The sequence below is a fragment of the Hymenobacter cyanobacteriorum genome (assembly GCF_022631375.1).
Classification (GTDB): Bacteria; Bacteroidota; Bacteroidia; order Cytophagales; family Hymenobacteraceae; genus Hymenobacter; species Hymenobacter cyanobacteriorum.
The window spans coordinates 718,081-735,248 of sequence record NZ_JALBGC010000002.1; the positions used below are offsets into that span (position 1 = coordinate 718,081).

Consider the following 17,168-nt stretch of genomic DNA (forward strand, 5'->3'; position numbering starts at 1 on the left):
CGTTTACTTCTCCACCTTCACGCCCTTCCAGAACGCCACGCGGCCTTTTATTTCCTGGGCCGCATCCTTGGGCTCGGGGTAATACCAGGCGGCATCCTTGTTTTTCTCGCCGTTCACGTTCAGCGAGTAGTAGCTGGCGCGGCCTTTCCAAGGGCAACTGGTTTGGGCAATGCTGTCTTCGAAAAACTCTTTTTTAATGGAATCAGCGGGGAAATAGTGGTTGTTTTCGACCACGACGGTATCGTCGCTCTCGGCCACAACGGTGTTGTTCCAGATGGCTTTCATGGGGTGGGCTGTAGCGCGAAACTCCAGCTTCGCGTATCGTTGAACGGAGGGGATGCCCGCACAAATTGGCCGGCCGAAACGCGAAGCTGGAGCTTCGCGCTACAGCTAATTGAACATTGCCCGCGCCGTGCTTGTTTTCCGGGCCTATCCTGAAAGAGAAAATCTATGGCCGTTGGCTTCCGCTTCCGCGATTTTGTGCCCGAAGACCAGCCCGAAAAGGGCTTTGAGTCGTTGTTTAAGCTGTTCATGCAGCTCGTTACCATCACCTCCGGCGACGTGGGTGAGGCCCTGTCCTGGCTCAATGAGCTGGATAAACAGTACGGCCTCACCGATGATAACTACGGCATGGGCAATTTCATCGATGACCTGAAAAAGAAGGGTTACATTGATGAGAACGAGCAGCAAAAGGGCGAATTCAAGATTACGCCCAAAACCGAGCAGGGCATTCGCAAAAGTGCCTTGGAGGAGATTTTCGGCAAGCTCAAAAAAAGCAGCACCGGCAACCACCGCACGCCCCACACCGGCCAGGGCGACGAGCAGAGCACCGACCTGCGCGAATTCCGCTTCGGCGACTCACTGGAGTCGATTCAGATGACCGAATCCATCCGCAATGCCCAACTCAACCACGGCATGGACAGCGGTGAGTTTATGCTGACCGAGGGCGACCTCGAAGTGCGCGAAAACGAGCACAAGTCGCAGACCAGCACCGTGCTGATGATTGACATTTCGCACTCGATGATTCTCTACGGCGAAGACCGCATCACGCCGGCCAAAAAAGTGGCCATGGCCCTGGCCGAACTCGTGAAGCAGAAATACCCCAAAGATTTCCTCGACGTGATTGTGTTCGGCAACGATGCCTGGCAGATTGAAATCAAGGATTTGCCCTACCTGCAGGTCGGCCCCTACCACACCAACACCGTGGCTGGCCTGGAGCTGGCCATGGACCTGCTCCGCAAGCGCAAAACGCCCAACAAGCAGATTTTCATGATTACCGATGGCAAGCCCACCTGCCTGAAAGAGGGCACCGGCTACTACAAAAACAGTTTCGGCCTCGACCGCAAGGTAGTGAACAAGACGCTGAACCTGGCCGCCGCCGCCCGCCGCGTGAAAATTCCCATCACCACCTTCATGATTACCTCCGACCCGTATTTGCAGAAGTTCGTGGAGGAATTTACCGAGGTAAATCAGGGCAAGGCGTATTACTCCGGCCTGAAAGGGCTGGGCCACCTGGTGTTCGAGGACTACAAGAAAAACCGCCGCAAGACGCTGTAAAATTCGCATTAGCAAAAACGTCAGGCTAAGCTTGGCGAAGCCCCTCTACTGCCGAAGTAACCAATTACTCTGCGCGGTAGAGGGGCTTCGCCAAGCTCAGCCTGACGTTTTTATTTGAAGCTGCTGCAGCCTTCAGCGCGACAGGCGTTCCAGTTGCTTTTTCTCACGGGCGCTGAGGCTTTCGAGCCCCTTGCGGTTGATTTTATCGAGCAGCTCGTCGAGGTCGGCTTCCTGCTGGCGTACCTGCGCCTGGTATCGGTCGTCGACGGTTTGGTAGCCCGGGGCCGGCGCGAAAACGTTGCCCAGCACCAGCGCCCCGGGCTTTTTGATGAGCAGCACAAAGAAGGCCAGCGCCGGCAGCAGAATGGCCCCAATGGCTAAGTAGTTGGTGCGCAGCAGCTCCGGCCGCATGACAACTACGGTGAGTAGACCCACCAGCCCGCCGCCCAAATGCGCATCGTGCCCGATGTTGCCGAGCCGCCGGGTAATGCCGTAGGCGCAAAAAACCACGTACAGCAGCCCATACAACCAGCCCGGCACCATGAGCACACCCGGGAAACCCACCTTCACCTCCGGCATCAGTGCAATGGCCGCAAACACCAGCCCGCTGATGGCGCCCGAAGCCCCCACGGCCGTGTACTCCGACTCGCGCCGGTGCAGCAGCAGCGAAAGCAGACTGCCGCCCAGTAGGCTAGCCACGTAGAGCATAAAATAGTTGCGGTAGCCCACCAGCAGCTCCACCACGCTGCTGAAGTAGTAGAACGTCAGCACGTTCATCAGCAGGTGCACCCAGCCGGTGTGCAGCAGGCCCGAGGTCAGCAGCCGGTAGTATTGCCTGCCGTACAGAATGTCCTTGATGCGAAACGCGTACTGGTCGAGGTATTCCGGTTTTTTGAATCCCTGATAGGATACGAGTAGCGTTACAATCAGAATAGCGAGGCCGACAATGCCAAACTCAGTCATGGGGTAGAAAATCGAAATGCAGAAAAGGAGTGAGGCGAAACCAAATGCAGCCGGCCGGAAGTGGCTTTAGCTGCGAAAGTTACCGCCGCGAATTTGATTCTGAAAGTGGGCTGTCTGACCTGAGCCAAAGCGCTGGCAGCCGCTTGGCTACTTGCTTACTGTACCACGGCCCCGCCATCCTCCGGGGTGGCGTTTTTGATTTTGGGCACTGCTTGCAGGTAGGCGAACAGCGCGTGCACTTCCTCGTCCGTGAGTAGCGAGTACTTGTTCATGGGGTAGTGCAGCGGCCCATTTGGTGAGAGCCCGAACCGCACGGCCCGCCCGAACTGCGCTTCGCTCCAGCCGCCAATGCCGGTGGCTACGTCGCCGGTGATATTGCGCGATACCACCGTCTGGCTCTCGTTATTCAGCAACGGGGTGCCGCCGCCGAGGTAGCCTTTCGATTTTTCGGGCTCGTAGGGGTTGTTGCTTTTGAAATCTTTTGAGTGGCATTCGAAGCAGTGGTAGCGGCCAATAACAAGGTAGCGGCCGAAGGCGCGGGCTTCGGTGGGTGGCGGGGCCAGCACCGGCGCGGCGGGCAGCCTGGCGGGCCGCATAATGGTGTTGCCGAGTAGCTTGAGCAGCAGCGACGGCTTCTGCGGCGGGGTGGGCGTGGGGTCGGGCTGCACCTGCGGGCTGGCCGAGCGCAGGAAGGCCACGATGCTGGCCACGTCCTCGTCGCTCATGCGGGCGTAGTTGGGCATGATGAGCCGCAGGCGGCCGTCGGGGCCGATACCGGTGCGCAGCAGAGCCACCAACTGGCCGGTGGTCCAGCGGCCGATGCCGTGCTGCTGGTCCTGGGTAATGTTACTGGTATAGATGCGGCCGAAGTCGGGCGTGAGGTCGGCGAGGCGGTGGCCCGAGTACTTGTTGGTTTTGCGGTTGAGGTGGCAGTCGGCGCAGATGGAGAGCGTGAGTTTTTCGCCCAGGGCTACCCAGGCGGGGGTGAGGGGGATGGCCACTTTTAGCAACGGCGGGGGGTAGCGCGGAATGCCGCGCACCTGCACAAACAGCAGGAAGCCGATAATGGCCAGCAGCGTTATGCCCACGAGCAGGGCCAGTCGGCGAAGCAGGGTTTTCATGGGGGAAGTGAAATTGCTCATTGTTAGCACGTCATGCAGCGCGCAGCGAAGCATCTTTACCGCAATAGTAAAGCCTGCTAATAGAATTGCGTTGCGCGGTAAAGATGTTTCGCTGCGCGCTGCATGACGTTCTGCGTATTGTTCTACCCGACATCGGACCGCCCCAAACGACTCCCGCCAAACCGGCTGAACCTCCGGCCCACTTTCCCGGTTAAATAGTCCGGAAATTCCCTTCCGCCAATCTTTCTCTATGCAGCACGAAACCATCCGTACCCTGGGCCAGCTCCGCGCCAGTGGCTATATCCCCCGCACCGTTAAGCAGGAGCTGCGGGAAAACCTCATCAGCAAGCTCAAAAACAAAGAAGACGTATTCCCCGGCATTTTCGGCTACGATGAAACCGTGATTCCGGAATTGCAGCGCGCCATCCTGGCCGGGCACCACATCAACCTGCTCGGCCTGCGCGGCCAGGCCAAAACCCGCATCGCGCGCCTGCTCATCAACCTGCTCGACGAGTACATGCCCGTGGTGGAAGGCTCCGAGCTGAACGACGACCCGCTGCAGCCGCTGTCGGTATTCGCCAAAAACCTGATTGCCGAAAAAGGCGACGACACGCCCGTGGCCTGGATGCACCGCAACGACCGCTACACCGAGAAGCTGGCCACGCCCGACGTGTCGGTGGCCGACCTCATCGGCGATGCCGACCCCATCAAAGCCGCCACGCTGAAGCTGCCGTATTCCGACGAGCGGGTAATTCACTTCGGGCTGATTCCGCGGGCGCACCGGGGCATTTTTGTAATTAACGAGCTACCCGACTTGCAGGCGCGCATCCAGGTGTCGCTGTTCAATATTTTGCAGGAAGGCGACATCCAGATTCGTGGTTTCAAGGTGCGCCTGCCGCTGGATATCCAGTTCATTTTCACTGCCAACCCGGAGGACTATACCAACCGCGGCAGCATCGTGACGCCGCTCAAGGACCGAATTGACGCTCAGATTATCACGCACTACCCGAAATCGACCGAAGTTGGCAAGCGCATCACCAAGCAGGAAGCCCGCATCAAAGACGAGCAGAAGGGCATGGTGACCAGCAACGAAGTCATTCACGACCTCGTGGAGCAGGTGGCCGTGGAGGCCCGCGGTTCGGAGTTCGTGGACGCCAAATCGGGCGTGTCGGCCCGCCTCACCATCTCGGCCTACGAGCAGGTGATTGCCGGGGCCGAGCGCCGGGCGCTGGTGAACGGCGAAAGCAACACCTACGTGCGCGTGGGCGACTTCATCTCGGCCGTGCCCGCCATCACCGGCAAGGTGGAGCTGGTGTACGAGGGCGAGCAGGAGGGGGCCGGTATCGTGGCCGAAAAGCTGATGGGCAAGGCCATCCGCACCCTGTTCCTGAACTACTTCCCCGACCCCGACAAGAGCAAGAAGCTCAAGAACCGCGTGTCGCCTTACAAGGCTATTCAGGAGTGGTTCGGCAATGGCAACACGCTGGATTTGCTGCACGACGCCAGCACCGAGGATTATAAAAAAGCCTTGGACCAGGTGCCCGGCCTGCGCGACATCGTGACCGAGCTGCACCCCAACGAAACGCCCGAGCACACCTACTTCCTCATGGAATTCCTACTCCACGGCCTGAGCGAGCACAGCCTGATTTCGCGCAACCGCCTCACGGCCGGCGCGCAGTTCAAGGATTTGCTGTCGTCGATGTTCACCATGCCCAGCTTCGGGGAAGATGAGGACGACGAGGACGAAGAAGAGAAGCCGCGCCGCCGCCGCTAAGCCCGCAGCGCAGTAGCGCGGACTTTTAGTCCGCGACAAAAACGCAAAAGGCCCGCGCACCAATCGGTGCGCGGGCCTTTTTTTAGCCTGAAGCACATCGGCGCCATCTGGCTTTCGGGCGCTACCGGGCGGCATCCCGGACGGCGGCCAGCTGCTGGTAGGCCGCAAATAGAAACTCCAGCCGCTCCTGCTCCGTGGCGAAGGGCTCCGGACGAAAGCAGCGGTCAATGGCCGCGTCGAGCCGGGCAGCGGCGGCGGCGCGTTCCGGCGAGAGGTAATCGCCCCAAAATGCATATACCGGACTGGGCGATGGATGGGGGCCGCGCACTGCCCGCACAGCGGCCACGGCCGCATCCACCTCGGCCAGCTGAGCCGGCGAGGGCGCGGCCGGAAACGGGAAATTGTGGTAGGTGAACGTGCCCTCGTTGCGGTAGCCATACTTCCAGAGGCCGCACAGCTGGCGAACCCAGGCGCTGAACATGGCCGAGATGACCATCCCAAACAAATAAGGCGTGGCCTGCGGAATGTACTCGACCATGCTGCCCGGCAGCACCCGCGCCGCCACGTAGGCGGCCGACAGGTAGGCAGCATCTGGCTGCACCCCCAGGGGCAGCGCCACGTAGTTGCTGGTCGGGATGGCCGCGGGCGGCGGCTCGGGCCGGAACGCAGCCTCGGGAGACAGCTGCTGGCTCCAGGCCAGGCTTTTCTGGCGCTCGGCGTCGCGCAGTGCCCGCAGCCCTGGCAGATGGGCCCAGGCGGCGGCCGGCACCGCTTGCAGGTTCGCGCCCCAGAGGGACCGATTATCCCGGAAAAAGGTGAACGGCAGCACGTGCTGCAGGTAGGGCGCGGCCGCCGGTTCGCGGGCCAGCAGGGCCCGGTGCTTGCCCTCGTCCAGCAGCGTGTGGGTTGCTTCCGACGGATGGTTGCCGAAAGCCAGCGCGGGCACGTTGGCCAGGGGCCGCTGCCGGCGGGCAAACCAGACATCGGGGGCCGCCAGCAGGTAGTGGTTGATGTGGGGTACCAGCCGTAAGCGAGCCTCACTCGTCGGCGTGTCGTAGGCGAATAGCCGTTTCAGTGGCTCGGCCTGCCGGCCAATGCCCACCACCACCTGGCTGGCATCGGCCCGGCCGTTGGGCAAAAACCGGCCAAAGGGGCGGTGGGCAAACTGGATAACCACGCCGTGCTCGTGCTGCATTTCCTGCCAGTAGTTGGCATTGGTGGGGCCCTGCAGGTCGTTTTTGGGTAGTAAAAAAGCGGCGCGGGACCCGGGCGCATACGCCAGGTAGCGCGCCACTCGCAGCAGGCCCCCAGTGCCGCTCCAGTGCGTGTGCCCCAGGGCCGGCCGGCCCAGCTGCCAGCCCCGCTGCAGGCCCTGCCGGCGGTAAGTGAAGTCGCCCAGTACGTAATCGATGGGCGGCAGTCCGGTTTCCCAGTTAGCATCCTGCCGGAAGGCGTGTACCAGGTGCAGGCCCGGGGCCCGGGGTGGGCGCGGGTGGGGCCGCCCAAGCGCGGCGGCGCGGCGTTGGTTAAATTGGTGGTCCAGCAGCCACAGGGTCAGCTCGGCCACGCGGCCCAGAAAGTCGTCGGTTTCCAGGCCGGTGCACTGGCTTAGCTGCACGCCGGGCCCGGCCTCGGGGGCGGGCCGTCCGGGGCCGTAGCGGGCTTGCAGCAGCTCCAGCTCCAGTTGGCGCAGCTCGCGGTAGGCCACCGCCAGGAAGGCACCGCTGCCGCAGGCGGGGTCGAACAGCCGCAGGGTTGCCAGGCGCGCGTGCAGGCCGTCGAGGCGGGCGGCATCGTGGCCGGCCCGGGCCAGGTCCAGCCGCAGCTCATCCAGAAAAAGGGGGGCAACAACTTTCAGCACGTCCGCCTCCGGCATGTAGTGTTCGCCCAGGTGCTGCCGCTGGTACGGGTCGAACAGCACCTGAAACAGCGCCCCGAACTCGAGCGGCGAGATGTGCGCCCAAGGACAGTGCGTGCAAGCCAGCAGCCGCTCGCGCAGCTCGGCCGTGAAAGCGGGCAGGGGCAGCACCTCGCCAAACAGCGCTTCGCCCAGGCACGGCAGCGTGGCCAGCACGGGCGGCAGCGTGGGCGGGCGCCGGCCCACCGGCTGGCTCAGGGTCTGGAACAGCTGGTGCAGCCGGGCGGCGGTGTCGGTGCCATCGGGGCGCGTGTGCGTTTCCAGCAGGTGGCGAAACTGGCCCGCGGCAAAAAGGCCCGCGTCTTCGGCAAAGCAGCAGCAGGCCACGCGCACCAGCAGCTCCTCCAGGGCGCGGTCCTGGGCGGGGTAGTCGCCAAAGCCGGCGGCGCGCAGGCCGTCGAACAGCTGGCCCAGCCGCTCAACGGCCTGGAGGGTAGCGGAGTCGGCAGGCGCAGGGGACATGGCGGGCAGGCGAAAAACAGAAAAGAATGAATGTGAAGATAAGCTGCCCGGCCCCGCCGCTGGTCGCGCCGCGCCGGTTTGTTTTATGAAAAGCCGCTATATATTGCTTCAAATCTATTCTCTCATGCGCTCCTGTTTCATCGCCTCCGCTTTCCTGCTGCTACTGGCTTTTCCGGGCTGGCCCGCCATTACCCAAGCCCCCAGGCCCGCGCTGCCAGCCGCCGGCAAAACCGTGGCCCAGACCCTGGCCCAGATGGGCATTGCCGCCACGTTCTACAAGGGCCTCAAAGCAGCCCGGCTTGATTCTCTGCTCAATGGCTCGTCCAAAAACCAGTACACCGTGTTCGTGCCCTCCAACGAGGCCTTTAAACGGCTGGCGGAGCACGGCCTGGGCCTGGCCTCCACCACCGGCCGCGGCCTCGACCAGCACCAGCAGGAGCTGCTGCTGCGTTTCCACGTCATCCCCGGCCGCTACCCCACCGAGGCCCTGAAATCCGGCCAGGCCCTGCGCTCGCTCAATCCCGCCTTCGCCGTGAAGGTGAGCGCGCAGGGACCGCGCGTGTTCGTGAGCGGCACCAACACCGCGCCTGTCGAACTGTTGAATGCCTACATTCTGTGCAGCAACGGCGTGATTCACCTGATTGATGACGTGCTGCTGCCGTTTGCGCGGCAGGTCGCGCCGCCTCGGCCTGCCGCGCCGCGTCCGGCCGGGCAATAGGTCAGCCGGCTGGATAAACGGTGACGAAGCTATATGTATGAAAAAAGGCGACCCCACCGGGGTCGCCTTTTTAGGTTTGGGCCGTTGCAGCGGCCCGGGCAGCAGGGTGGGGCTACTGCCAAGTGTCGTTGCGCGTCATGCTCGTGCCAGTGGGCGTGAACACGCGGTTCGAGCCGCCTTCGTACAGTACGTTGCCGGCCGCATCCTTGCGGATGTACTTGAACTGCACGCTCGTGCCGCTGGTCAGGTTGATGGTGCCTTTCCAAACGGGGTAGGCCGCGCCGCTAAGTTTGATGGCGTTGGCCGTGTTCCAGGCGCCGAGCTGGGCGGTGCTGCCCAGTACGTACACGTCCTGGCCGCTCACAGTGCCGCTGTAGGTCACGTTGAAGGCCACGGCCGTGGTGCCGGTGGGGGGCGGCGTGGTAGTGCCACCGCCGGGCACCCACACGGCATAGGAGCGGGCCCCTACCGGGAACACCGCGTAGCCGCTGGCGTTGGTGGTGATGGTGCCGGTGTTGTTGCCAGTGGCATCGGTGAGCGTGGCGTTAGCGAAAGGCGTGGTGATGCCCTTGCTGGCGGCGCTGCCACCGTCGTTGAGCAGCATCAGCAGGCCCTTGTGGGTGCTGTCGCCGGCGCGCGAGTAGGCGTACACGTTGGCGTCGTTGGTGCTGGTGTACTCGGCCGCCGCGCCGTAGGCGTTGGCCTTGCGGATGGCGATGAGCTTCTTAATCTGGGCACCCAGGCCGTATTCGTAGTAGTCGCGGTAGAACACGCAGGGGTAGCCCTTGTCGCGGGTCAGGATGTAGGCGTAGGCCAGCATTTTCAGGTTAGCCACCGGCGAGTAGAGCGCGCCGCCCTGCTGGTCAGTGTCGTGGTTATCAACGAACGAAACCGACAGCGCGCCATTGGCTTCGGTGAAGCCGGCGAACTGCAGGCCGCGCATGTCCCAGGCGCCGTTGCCGTTGCTCATGTCGTTGAACAGGTAGTGCAGGGGCACGTCGAACAGGCTGGTGCGGCCGCCGGTGCTGGCGGCGTAGTTGTTCATGTCGGCCAGGTTACGGAACCAAGCCTCGCTCACCGCAAAGCGTCCGCTGGTGCCTTTCACCGCATCCAGCCACTGGTTCACGAAGGGCGTGTACATGTGCTTGGTGGCGTCGAGGCGGTAGCCATCGAGCCCCAGCTTGGCCGTAATCCAGTTGCCCCAGTTGATGGTTTCGTTCACGTTGGCCGTGTTGCCGTTGTACTGCACCTCCGAGCCGAGCAGGTTGTCGTAGGCGTCGCCGTTGGCGTAGGGCTGGAAATCCCAGCTTTTCCACTGATACCAGCCGTTGTTGGGCGCCTGCTGGGTGCCCGTAAAGTTGCCCCAGTGCCACTGGTAGCTGCTGTAGGTATTGCCCCGGCCGGGGTAGGTGAAGCTGGTGTACACGTTGTACTGGCCGTTGGCCAACTCCTGCGCATCGGCCGAGGTGAAGTGGTTCATCACCATGTCCTCGTACACCTGCACGCCTTGGCCGTGCAGCGCCCCGATGGCGCTTTGCAGCTGCCCGATGGTGCCGTAGCGCGTGGCCACGGTGCCCTTCTGGTTGAACTCGCCAAGGTCGTACCGGTCGTACACGCCGTAGCCCACGTCGAGCGCGCCCGAGCCTTTGTAGGCCGGCGGGAGCCACACGGCCGTGATGCCGGCCTGGCTTAGCTCGGTGGCTTTGCTGCCCAGGTTCTGCCACCAGGTGCCGGCGGGCGTGCTAGTGGGCGTGTTCCAGTAAAAGCCCTGCATCATCACCCCGTTCACCACGGTGGCGTTCGATGAAGTGGCGGCTACCGGCACCGGCGCACCGGCATTCGGGTTGAGGGTTTCCTTGGCGCAGCCGCCCAGCGCGAGCAGGGCTACGGCCAAAGCGGCGCGGCTGGTACCGCGAAGCAATGTTTTCATATTGGTGGGAATTTTGGTGAGAAGTGCCGCAAGGTATTCAGCTGGCGCTATCTGGGCAAAGTTCAAAATTCCAATTGTCGAGGTTGTAGGATGCTGTGCGTTCGTGAATTTTAGATAATTACGATATTCTCACTCGATACAAACGTTTGCAATTGTATTGATAAAAAATTATGGCTTTGGAAAATAATTTAATGGAAAAGGTGAGTCCTCACTAATGCTGGTAAGTGAGCGGTTGTATTAGAAATATTACAAACGTTTGCACAAAGTTGCTTCTTGTTAAGTTGAATTTTTGGGCTGGTATAAACGCAGTGGCACCCAGCTGGCGCACGTTGCCCATGCGCGCCAGCCGGGTGCCACCGGGATGTTCAGCCAGATGCTACTCGCCCACGCGGCCGGTGCCCAGCCAGCGGGCCACCGGGTAGCGGTTGTGGCCGGGCTCGTGGTAGGCCGAGTTCTGGTACACCCATTCGAGCTGGGCGGGGCCGTTGGTAGCGAAGGCGGCGTTATCTTTCTTCAGCTTCTCCAGCCGCTCGCGCAGGGCGGGGTCGCGGCGCAGCAGGTCGGCGGCCAGGTCCTCGAACACGTAGTCGGAGAAATGCTCTTTCTGCTGCAGCACGCTGTCGAAGAAGCCCCAGGCGAAGAACGAATCGGTGGCCTGTGGCTCCAGCGTTTCCATCAGGTAGCGGGTAGGAGCGGCGGCGTTCAGGTACACCACCAGGTCGCCGGCCGCGAAGGTGGCCGGGGCTTCCTGCGTGCGCAGCTGCACCTGGCTGTGCACGTAGTGGCCTTCGAAGGGACGGGGCGTGGTCTTGAAATCGGTGAAGTAATAGGTTTGCACGGGCACCGTCACGGCGTGGGTTAGCGGCTCCAGCGTGGCCCCGTTGCGGCGCAGGATGTCGGCCACCTCGGTCCAGGCTTTGGGGATGATGTAGGCCGTGGGCCGGCTGGCGGTGGTGCTGGCCTTGAAGGTGTTGTAATATTTCACCGGCCGGGTAAAGGGTGCGGCGCGGTCGTAGTACAAGCGGGGCTGCCCGCTCACGTCGCTGGGCTTCATCTTGCCCTCGTAGCCGCGGAACTGCACGGTTTCGGGCTGGCTCTCATCCAGCGCCCAGGTGAGCGGGAAAATGGTTTGGGCCTGCAGGTCGGCGGCCGCCTTGGCCCGGGCCGCCGCCAGCGCCGGAGCCTGCCGGTCCACGGTTTCGAGCACGGTCAGCAGGAAATCATACGTCGAGTGCACGCGGGGCGCGAAGGCCTTCAGCATGTGGGTTTCGGGCATGAAACCGATGGTGTTGAACAGCGCGGCGTAGCCGGTGGAGTAGCGCGGCGTTTCCAGAAAAGCGCGCAGGCCGCTCTCGGGCGTCTGGCCCTCGAAGTCGACGTAGGGCGTCATCGGCCACTTCTTCTGCTCCATGCTCTTATACAAAGCCGGTAGCATCTGGCCCTGCAGGTAGCTGCCCAGCGCCGGGGCCAGCTTGCTGTGCTGGGTGGCAATGAGCGTCATGGTGTATTGATAATCAGCACCGTTCGAGGTGTGCGTCTCCACGAATACATCCGGCTGCCACTTCTGAAACAGCGCCGCAAACGAACGAGCATTGCGCGACTCCTGCTTGATGTAGTCGCGGTTCAAATCCAGGTGCCGGGCGTTGCCGCGGAAGCCGTAAGCCACCGGCCCGTTCTGGTTCACGCGGGTAGTCGAGTTGCGGTTCAGCATGCCGTCGATGTTGTACACGGGCACAATCACCACCGTCACGCCCGCCAGCAGCTTCTGTAGCGACTTCTGCTGCATCATATCCCGGGCCAGCATCATGCTCGCGTCGATGCCCTCGGGCTCGCCGGGGTGAATGCCGTTCTGAATGAACAGGATGCGACGGTTTTTGCGGCGGGTGCTGGCCGGGTCGGCGTCGCCGTCGGCGCTGAGCACCACCTCGTGCAGGGGCTCGCCGCTATCGGTCGGTCCGGCCGCGGCCAGGTGCAGGTGGGCCGGGTAAGCGGCGGCCAGCTTCTGGTAATAAGCAATGCACTCGGTATAAGTGGCCGTGGTGTTGCCGGCGGGGTCGTTTTCGAAGGGCGTGCGCCAGGCGGGCGCGGGGGCGGGCGGGGTGGGAGCGAAGGCCATGAGCGAAGCGAGGATGACGGTGAACATAGGAGCGCGAACTTTGTGGTTCGCGTCCCCGGGCCATTGCAATGTTTGGCGAACGGCGCGGCGACGCGGGCCGTAAAGGTCGCATGTCGGCGCGTTTGTGTCGCCAGCAACTGGTGCCACTTCCGCGCTTCTCACTCTCCACTTCCCGCTTCCTTTTGAAAAAGCCTCTTATTCTCGTTTCCAACGACGACGGCATTACCGCCCCCGGCATCCGCCACCTCGTCGAAACCGTGCTGGCCCTGGGGGCCGAAGTGGTGGTGGTCGCCCCCGATTCGCCGCAGTCGGGCATGGGCCACGCCATCACCATCGGCAGCGCCCTGCGCCTCACTAAAAACCCGGTTTTCGGCCCCGAGGTCGAAGCCTACGAGTGCTCGGGCACCCCGGCCGACTGCGTGAAAATCGCCAAGCACTTCATTTTGCAGGACCGCACGCCCGACCTCGTGGTATCGGGCATCAACCACGGCTCCAACGCCTCGGTGAACGTGCTGTACTCGGGCACCATGTCGGCCGCCATCGAAGCGGCCATCGAAGGGCTGCCCGCCATCGGCTTCTCGCTCTGCGAGTACGGCCCCCAGGCCGACTTCTCGCACGCCACCGAATGGGTGGCCCAGGTGTGCCGCCACGCCCTCGAAAACGGCGTGCCCGCTGGCACGGCCCTGAACGTGAACATCCCCAAGAACTCGGCCACGCCCATTGCCGGCCTGCGCCTGGCCCGCCAGGCCCGCGCCAAGTGGGCCGAGAAGTTCGACCGCCGCCTCGACCCCTATCAGCGACCCTATTACTGGTTGATGGGCACCTTCGAAAACCTCGACCCCGGCACCGACACCGACGAATGGGCGCTGGCCCACAACTACGTATCCATCGTGCCCTGTCAGTTCGACCTCACCGCCGCGCACGGCCTCGCGCATCTCAGCCAGCAGTGGGCGCTGCCGCTGCCCGCGCCCGTTGATGCCGCCGTGCCGCCTCAGCCCGTGGCGCCGGAAGACTACGGCGTGGCCAACCAGAACTAGCTGGTAGGGGCGGGGCCCGCCCCCGCCCATCGTTGAACGGCACGAGCGACACAAAGCCCCGTCCTTACGTGCAGTGGAATTGTTGCAACGCTGCGAACGATGGGCGGGGGCAGGCCCCGCCCCTACCTGCAACGCTAGCCCGCCCGATGGCGCACCGTGTGCACGCTTTTGTGCGCCGCCGGCGCCGCCGATGACTTGCGCACCACCACGGGCGCGACCAGCGGGCCGGTGGGCAGCGGCTTGCGGTGCAGGGCCGCCACCTCGGTGCCGAGGGCTACTGCCAGCACCAGTACCAGGCTGATGAATAGCAGTCTAAGCAGAATATGTACGGGCTGATGAATCACAGCCCGAAGCTACGCGCACGCCTATGAAGCCGGCATGAACCCGGCCACCAACTTTGCCGAAGGCTGAAAATCGAGGATGAAGCTGGTGCCTATGCCAACTTCCGACTCGGCCCGCAGCGTGGCCCCGTGAAAAACGGCAATGGTCTGGGCAATGGGCAGGCCCAGGCCGTAGCCTTCGGGCGCGCCCGGGGCGGTGCCCTGAAAGCGGCGAAACCGGTCGAACAGAAACGGCAGGTTTTCGGCCGCGATGCCCGGGCCGGTATCCTCCACGCGCAGGGTGTAGCCGCCGCTGGCCGTGGCCCGGCCCACCACCCGGATGCGCCCGCCCTCGCGGTTGTACTTGATGGCGTTGGAGAGCAGGTTCCGCAGCAGCGTGTGGAGCAGGCTGGCGTTGGCCAGCGGGCGGGTATCGTCGCCGGTCAGGTCTACTTCCAACTCGATGTCGCGCTGCTGGCGGCGGTCGTCGAGCTCTTCGGCCACGTCGGCCACTACTTCCGACAGGCGCACGGCCTCGTTGCGCAGGTATTGCTCGTTTTCGATGTTGGCGATGAGCAGCAGCGTGCGTACGGTGTTGCGCAGGCGATAAAGCGTGCGCTGCGACTCCACAATCTGCTGGGCGTGGGCTTCGGGCAGGGTGGGGTCCTGCAGCATGTTTTCGAAGCGCGATTGCAGGATGCTGGCCGGCGTGAGCAGCTCGTGGCTCACGTTGCTCATAAACTCGCGCTCCTTGGCGAAAGCCGACTGCACCTGCCGCATCAGCGAGTTCAGCCGCTCATCCAGCCGCCGAAAATCGGTGGTGTCGGTGTCGATGGCCCCGAAATCGAAGTCCGACGGCTGCCGGATGCCGCGCAGCTTGCGCACCGTCAGCTCACGCAGCGGCTCCAATAAGTAGTGGGCAAAGGCGGCATCCGATACCACCGTGAGCAGCGAGGCGGCCACCAGCACCCACAGCGCCAGGTTGCGCAGCGTACCCGTGAGCAGCTCCACGGTGGCCAGCGAGGACCCAATTTCGACCCGAAACGCTGGGTGGTCGGGCAGCTCGGCGGGCCGCGCGAAGCTCAGGATGCGAAAATCCTCCACTTCCTGGTCGACCTGCCGGGGCTCTTCGAAAATGTGTTCAGGCGGCAGCGCCGTGCCCGCGGGCAGCGGCGTGAGCGTGATGTATTCCTGCTTAAAGATGTTGTAGTCGGCGTACGTCTCGGCCCGCTCGCCGCGCTCGAACGCCTGGAGGCCGTCGCGGGCAATGAGGGCCAGCACGTTCTGCTTCTTATCGCGCAGGTGCAGGTCGGTGTGGGCCACGGCCACGCGCTGCACAATGGGCGGAATCACCAGCGCCCCAAGCAGCACCAGCAGCAGCTTGGACAGGGCGTTGAATAGGGCCAGCTTGGCTTCGAGACGCATTTTGGGCATAGGGTTGGATGGCAGAAGTAAGAACGCAAAAGAACGTCATGCTGAGCGTAGCCGAAGCATCTCTATCGCGCAACGCAATCCAGTCGGAAGGATTTACTTATTGCAGTAGAGATGCTTCGGCTACGCTCAGCATGACGTTCTTTTGTCATTGAATCCCTGCCTACTCCGCCGCCCGGTAGCCGATGCCGCGCACCGTCTCCAGAAAATCGGCCGGGGCGAACTGGGCCAGCTTTTTGCGCACGTTCTTGATGTGCACGTCGATGTAGTTCGAGTCGGAATCGTCCTCGAGCACGTTGCCCCACAGGTGCTCGCCCAGCTGCAGGCGCGTGAGCACCCGGCCGCGGTGCAGCAGCAGGTAGTGCAGCAGGTCGAACTCCTTTTTGGTGAGCGGTACCTCCTGGTTGCCGTGGCGCACGATGCGGGCGTTGGCATCCATGCTGAAGCCGTTGCCGAACGTGATTTCGGGGCGTTTGAGGTTGAACTTGCGGCGCGTGATGGCCTGCATGCGGCTGGTGAGCTCGAGCAGCGAGAAGGGCTTGGGCAGGTAGTCGTCGGCCCCGAGGTCGAGGCCGCGGATGCGGTCGTCGAGCGCGCCGCGGGCGGTGAGGATGATAAAGGAGGCCTCCTGGTTTTCGTTCAGGCGGGCTTCTTTGAGCAGGTCGAGGCCGTCGCCGCCGGGCAGGCCCAGGTCGAGCAGCACGAAGTCGTAGCTGCTCACGTAGAGTTTTTCCGATGCTTCGGCGTAGGTGTAGGCCGAATCGACCAGGTACTGCGCTTGCAGCAGAAACTGGCGCATTTCCTGGTGCAGGCTTTTTTCGTCTTCGATGAGCAGAACGTGCATGGGAAGGGGGGAGGGGAATGAAAAGAAAAGGCCGGCCGCCGGTCGCCCCGGCCGAAGCCGAAGTTGCCGGCTGGCCGGCGATTATGCCACAACATACGACAGCCGTGGCTGAACAGTAGATGAAGCTGCACCCGCAAATTTCTGATTCAGAAGCTGGGCCGACCCGAAAAAACGTTGTAATTTGCCAGGGCGACATTTTCTCACCATCTCATTTCCTTCGCTATGAATTACTTGCTTACCCGATTCTCAGCCCTTTGCGTGCTGTTGGTGCTGCTGGCCACCGTGGCCAGCCGGGCCCAAACCCCGGCCACGCCGGAGAAAGTCAAAATGAAAATCAAGCCGCTCATCACCACGGTGTACATCGTGCGGCACGCCGAAAAAGACACCACTGTGGCCGGCAACTCCGACCCCGAGCTGTCGGCCGAGGGCCGCGCCCGCGCCCAGGCCCTGAACCAGACCCTGGCCAAGCGCCAGCCCGTAGCCCTGTTCACCACCGACACCAAGCGCACCCGCGCCACGCTGGCCCCGCTGGCCGCCGCCCTCAAGCTGGAGCCCAAAACCTACGACCCCAAGCGCGGCCGCGACCTCGCCGACATGGTGCTGAAGGACTACGCCGGCAAGTCGGTGGTCATCGTGGGCCATTCCAACACGGTGCTCTCGCTGATTGACGACTTCGGCGGCATTCCGCCGGTCGATGAAATCCGCGACAACGAGTACGACTACCTGTTTGTGGTGCGCGTGGCCCCGGGCATGCAGCCCACCGTCGAAACCCGTGGCTACGGCGCCGAGCGCCGCGAGCCCGTGGCCAGCCGCCTGCAGAAAACCAAGGAAAAGGAGATGAAAATTCAGGCTAAAGCCCAGGCCAAGGCTGTAAAATAACGGCTGCCAGCCCAGCTTCTCAGCCCAGCCGCCGGCGGGGTTTGGGCACGTTCGGAACTCCGAATGTGCCCAAACCCCGCCGGCGGCCGTACTTTCGC

14 protein-coding genes are annotated in these 17,168 nt (G+C 63.1%); 5 read left to right on the forward strand and 9 right to left on the reverse strand.

Translation table 11 applies throughout. The annotated features are described in order from the left end of the window. Positions 1-3: 3 nt before the first annotated feature. Positions 4-285 carry a DUF427 domain-containing protein gene (locus MON38_RS08210; protein ID WP_241935677.1) on the reverse strand — a complete coding sequence of 94 codons (282 nt, stop codon included), beginning with the start codon at positions 283-285 and terminating at the stop codon, positions 4-6. Between the two features lie 165 nt (positions 286-450). Between MON38_RS08210 and MON38_RS08215 the strand changes: the two genes are divergently transcribed. Further along, on the forward strand, positions 451-1,557 hold the full coding sequence (locus MON38_RS08215) for a vWA domain-containing protein (RefSeq protein WP_241935678.1): 1,107 nt from the start codon (positions 451-453) through the stop codon (positions 1,555-1,557). 132 nt (positions 1,558-1,689) lie between these two features. On the opposite strand, the gene MON38_RS08220 is transcribed toward MON38_RS08215, so the two are convergent. Both MON38_RS08220 and MON38_RS08225 read right to left on the reverse strand, forming a co-directional pair. Next, entirely contained in the window at positions 1,690-2,520 is an 831-nt protein-coding gene (locus tag MON38_RS08220) for a rhomboid family intramembrane serine protease (RefSeq protein WP_241935679.1), read from the reverse strand. Positions 2,521-2,675: 155 nt separating this feature from the next. Then, positions 2,676-3,641 carry a c-type cytochrome gene (locus MON38_RS08225; protein ID WP_241935680.1) on the reverse strand — a complete coding sequence of 322 codons (966 nt, stop codon included), beginning with the start codon at positions 3,639-3,641 and terminating at the stop codon, positions 2,676-2,678. Positions 3,642-3,891: 250 nt separating this feature from the next. Between MON38_RS08225 and MON38_RS08230 the strand changes: the two genes are divergently transcribed. After that, positions 3,892-5,415: a sigma 54-interacting transcriptional regulator gene (locus MON38_RS08230; RefSeq protein ID WP_241935681.1), complete on the forward strand. Its 1,524-nt coding sequence runs from the start codon at positions 3,892-3,894 to the stop codon at positions 5,413-5,415. A gap of 121 nt (positions 5,416-5,536) precedes the next feature. Here the strand turns inward: MON38_RS08230 and MON38_RS08235 are convergent, their stop codons facing one another. Beyond that, positions 5,537-7,795, reverse strand: a complete 2,259-nt coding sequence (locus tag MON38_RS08235) for a DNA methyltransferase (protein ID WP_241935682.1) — start codon at positions 7,793-7,795, stop codon at positions 5,537-5,539. 124 nt (positions 7,796-7,919) lie between these two features. Here MON38_RS08235 and MON38_RS08240 point away from each other — a divergent pair, with 124 nt between their 5' ends. Continuing rightward, entirely contained in the window at positions 7,920-8,513 is a 594-nt protein-coding gene (locus tag MON38_RS08240; RefSeq protein WP_241935683.1) for a fasciclin domain-containing protein, read from the forward strand. Positions 8,514-8,625: 112 nt separating this feature from the next. Here MON38_RS08240 and MON38_RS08245 read toward each other — a convergent pair whose 3' ends face one another. Both MON38_RS08245 and MON38_RS08250 read right to left on the reverse strand, forming a co-directional pair. Continuing rightward, positions 8,626-10,443: an alpha-amylase gene (locus MON38_RS08245; RefSeq protein WP_241935684.1), complete on the reverse strand. Its 1,818-nt coding sequence runs from the start codon at positions 10,441-10,443 to the stop codon at positions 8,626-8,628. A 376-nt stretch (positions 10,444-10,819) separates the two neighbouring features. Continuing rightward, positions 10,820-12,586, reverse strand: coding sequence for a M14 family metallopeptidase (locus MON38_RS08250; RefSeq protein WP_241935685.1), 1,767 nt, complete (start codon positions 12,584-12,586; stop codon positions 10,820-10,822). Between the two features lie 155 nt (positions 12,587-12,741). Between MON38_RS08250 and surE the strand changes: the two genes are divergently transcribed. Then, positions 12,742-13,596 carry a 5'/3'-nucleotidase SurE gene (gene surE / locus MON38_RS08255; RefSeq protein WP_241935686.1) on the forward strand — a complete coding sequence of 285 codons (855 nt, stop codon included), beginning with the start codon at positions 12,742-12,744 and terminating at the stop codon, positions 13,594-13,596. Positions 13,597-13,730: 134 nt separating this feature from the next. On the opposite strand, the gene MON38_RS08260 is transcribed toward surE, so the two are convergent. The 3 genes from MON38_RS08260 to MON38_RS08270 all read right to left on the reverse strand — a co-directional run bounded on the left by MON38_RS08260 (position 13,731) and on the right by MON38_RS08270 (position 16,191). Beyond that, positions 13,731-13,940 carry a hypothetical protein gene (locus tag MON38_RS08260; protein WP_241935687.1) on the reverse strand — a complete coding sequence of 70 codons (210 nt, stop codon included), beginning with the start codon at positions 13,938-13,940 and terminating at the stop codon, positions 13,731-13,733. Positions 13,941-13,961: 21 nt separating this feature from the next. Next, positions 13,962-15,350 (reverse strand): sensor histidine kinase, encoded by a 1,389-nt coding sequence (locus tag MON38_RS08265; RefSeq protein WP_241935688.1) that lies wholly within the window; start codon positions 15,348-15,350, stop codon positions 13,962-13,964. Between the two features lie 160 nt (positions 15,351-15,510). Then, positions 15,511-16,191, reverse strand: a complete 681-nt coding sequence (locus MON38_RS08270) for a response regulator transcription factor (protein WP_241935689.1) — start codon at positions 16,189-16,191, stop codon at positions 15,511-15,513. A gap of 222 nt (positions 16,192-16,413) precedes the next feature. On the opposite strand from MON38_RS08270, the gene MON38_RS08275 reads away from it, so the two are divergent. Continuing rightward, positions 16,414-17,070, forward strand: a complete 657-nt coding sequence (locus tag MON38_RS08275) for a phosphoglycerate mutase family protein (RefSeq protein WP_241935690.1) — start codon at positions 16,414-16,416, stop codon at positions 17,068-17,070. Positions 17,071-17,168: the final 98 nt, after the last annotated feature.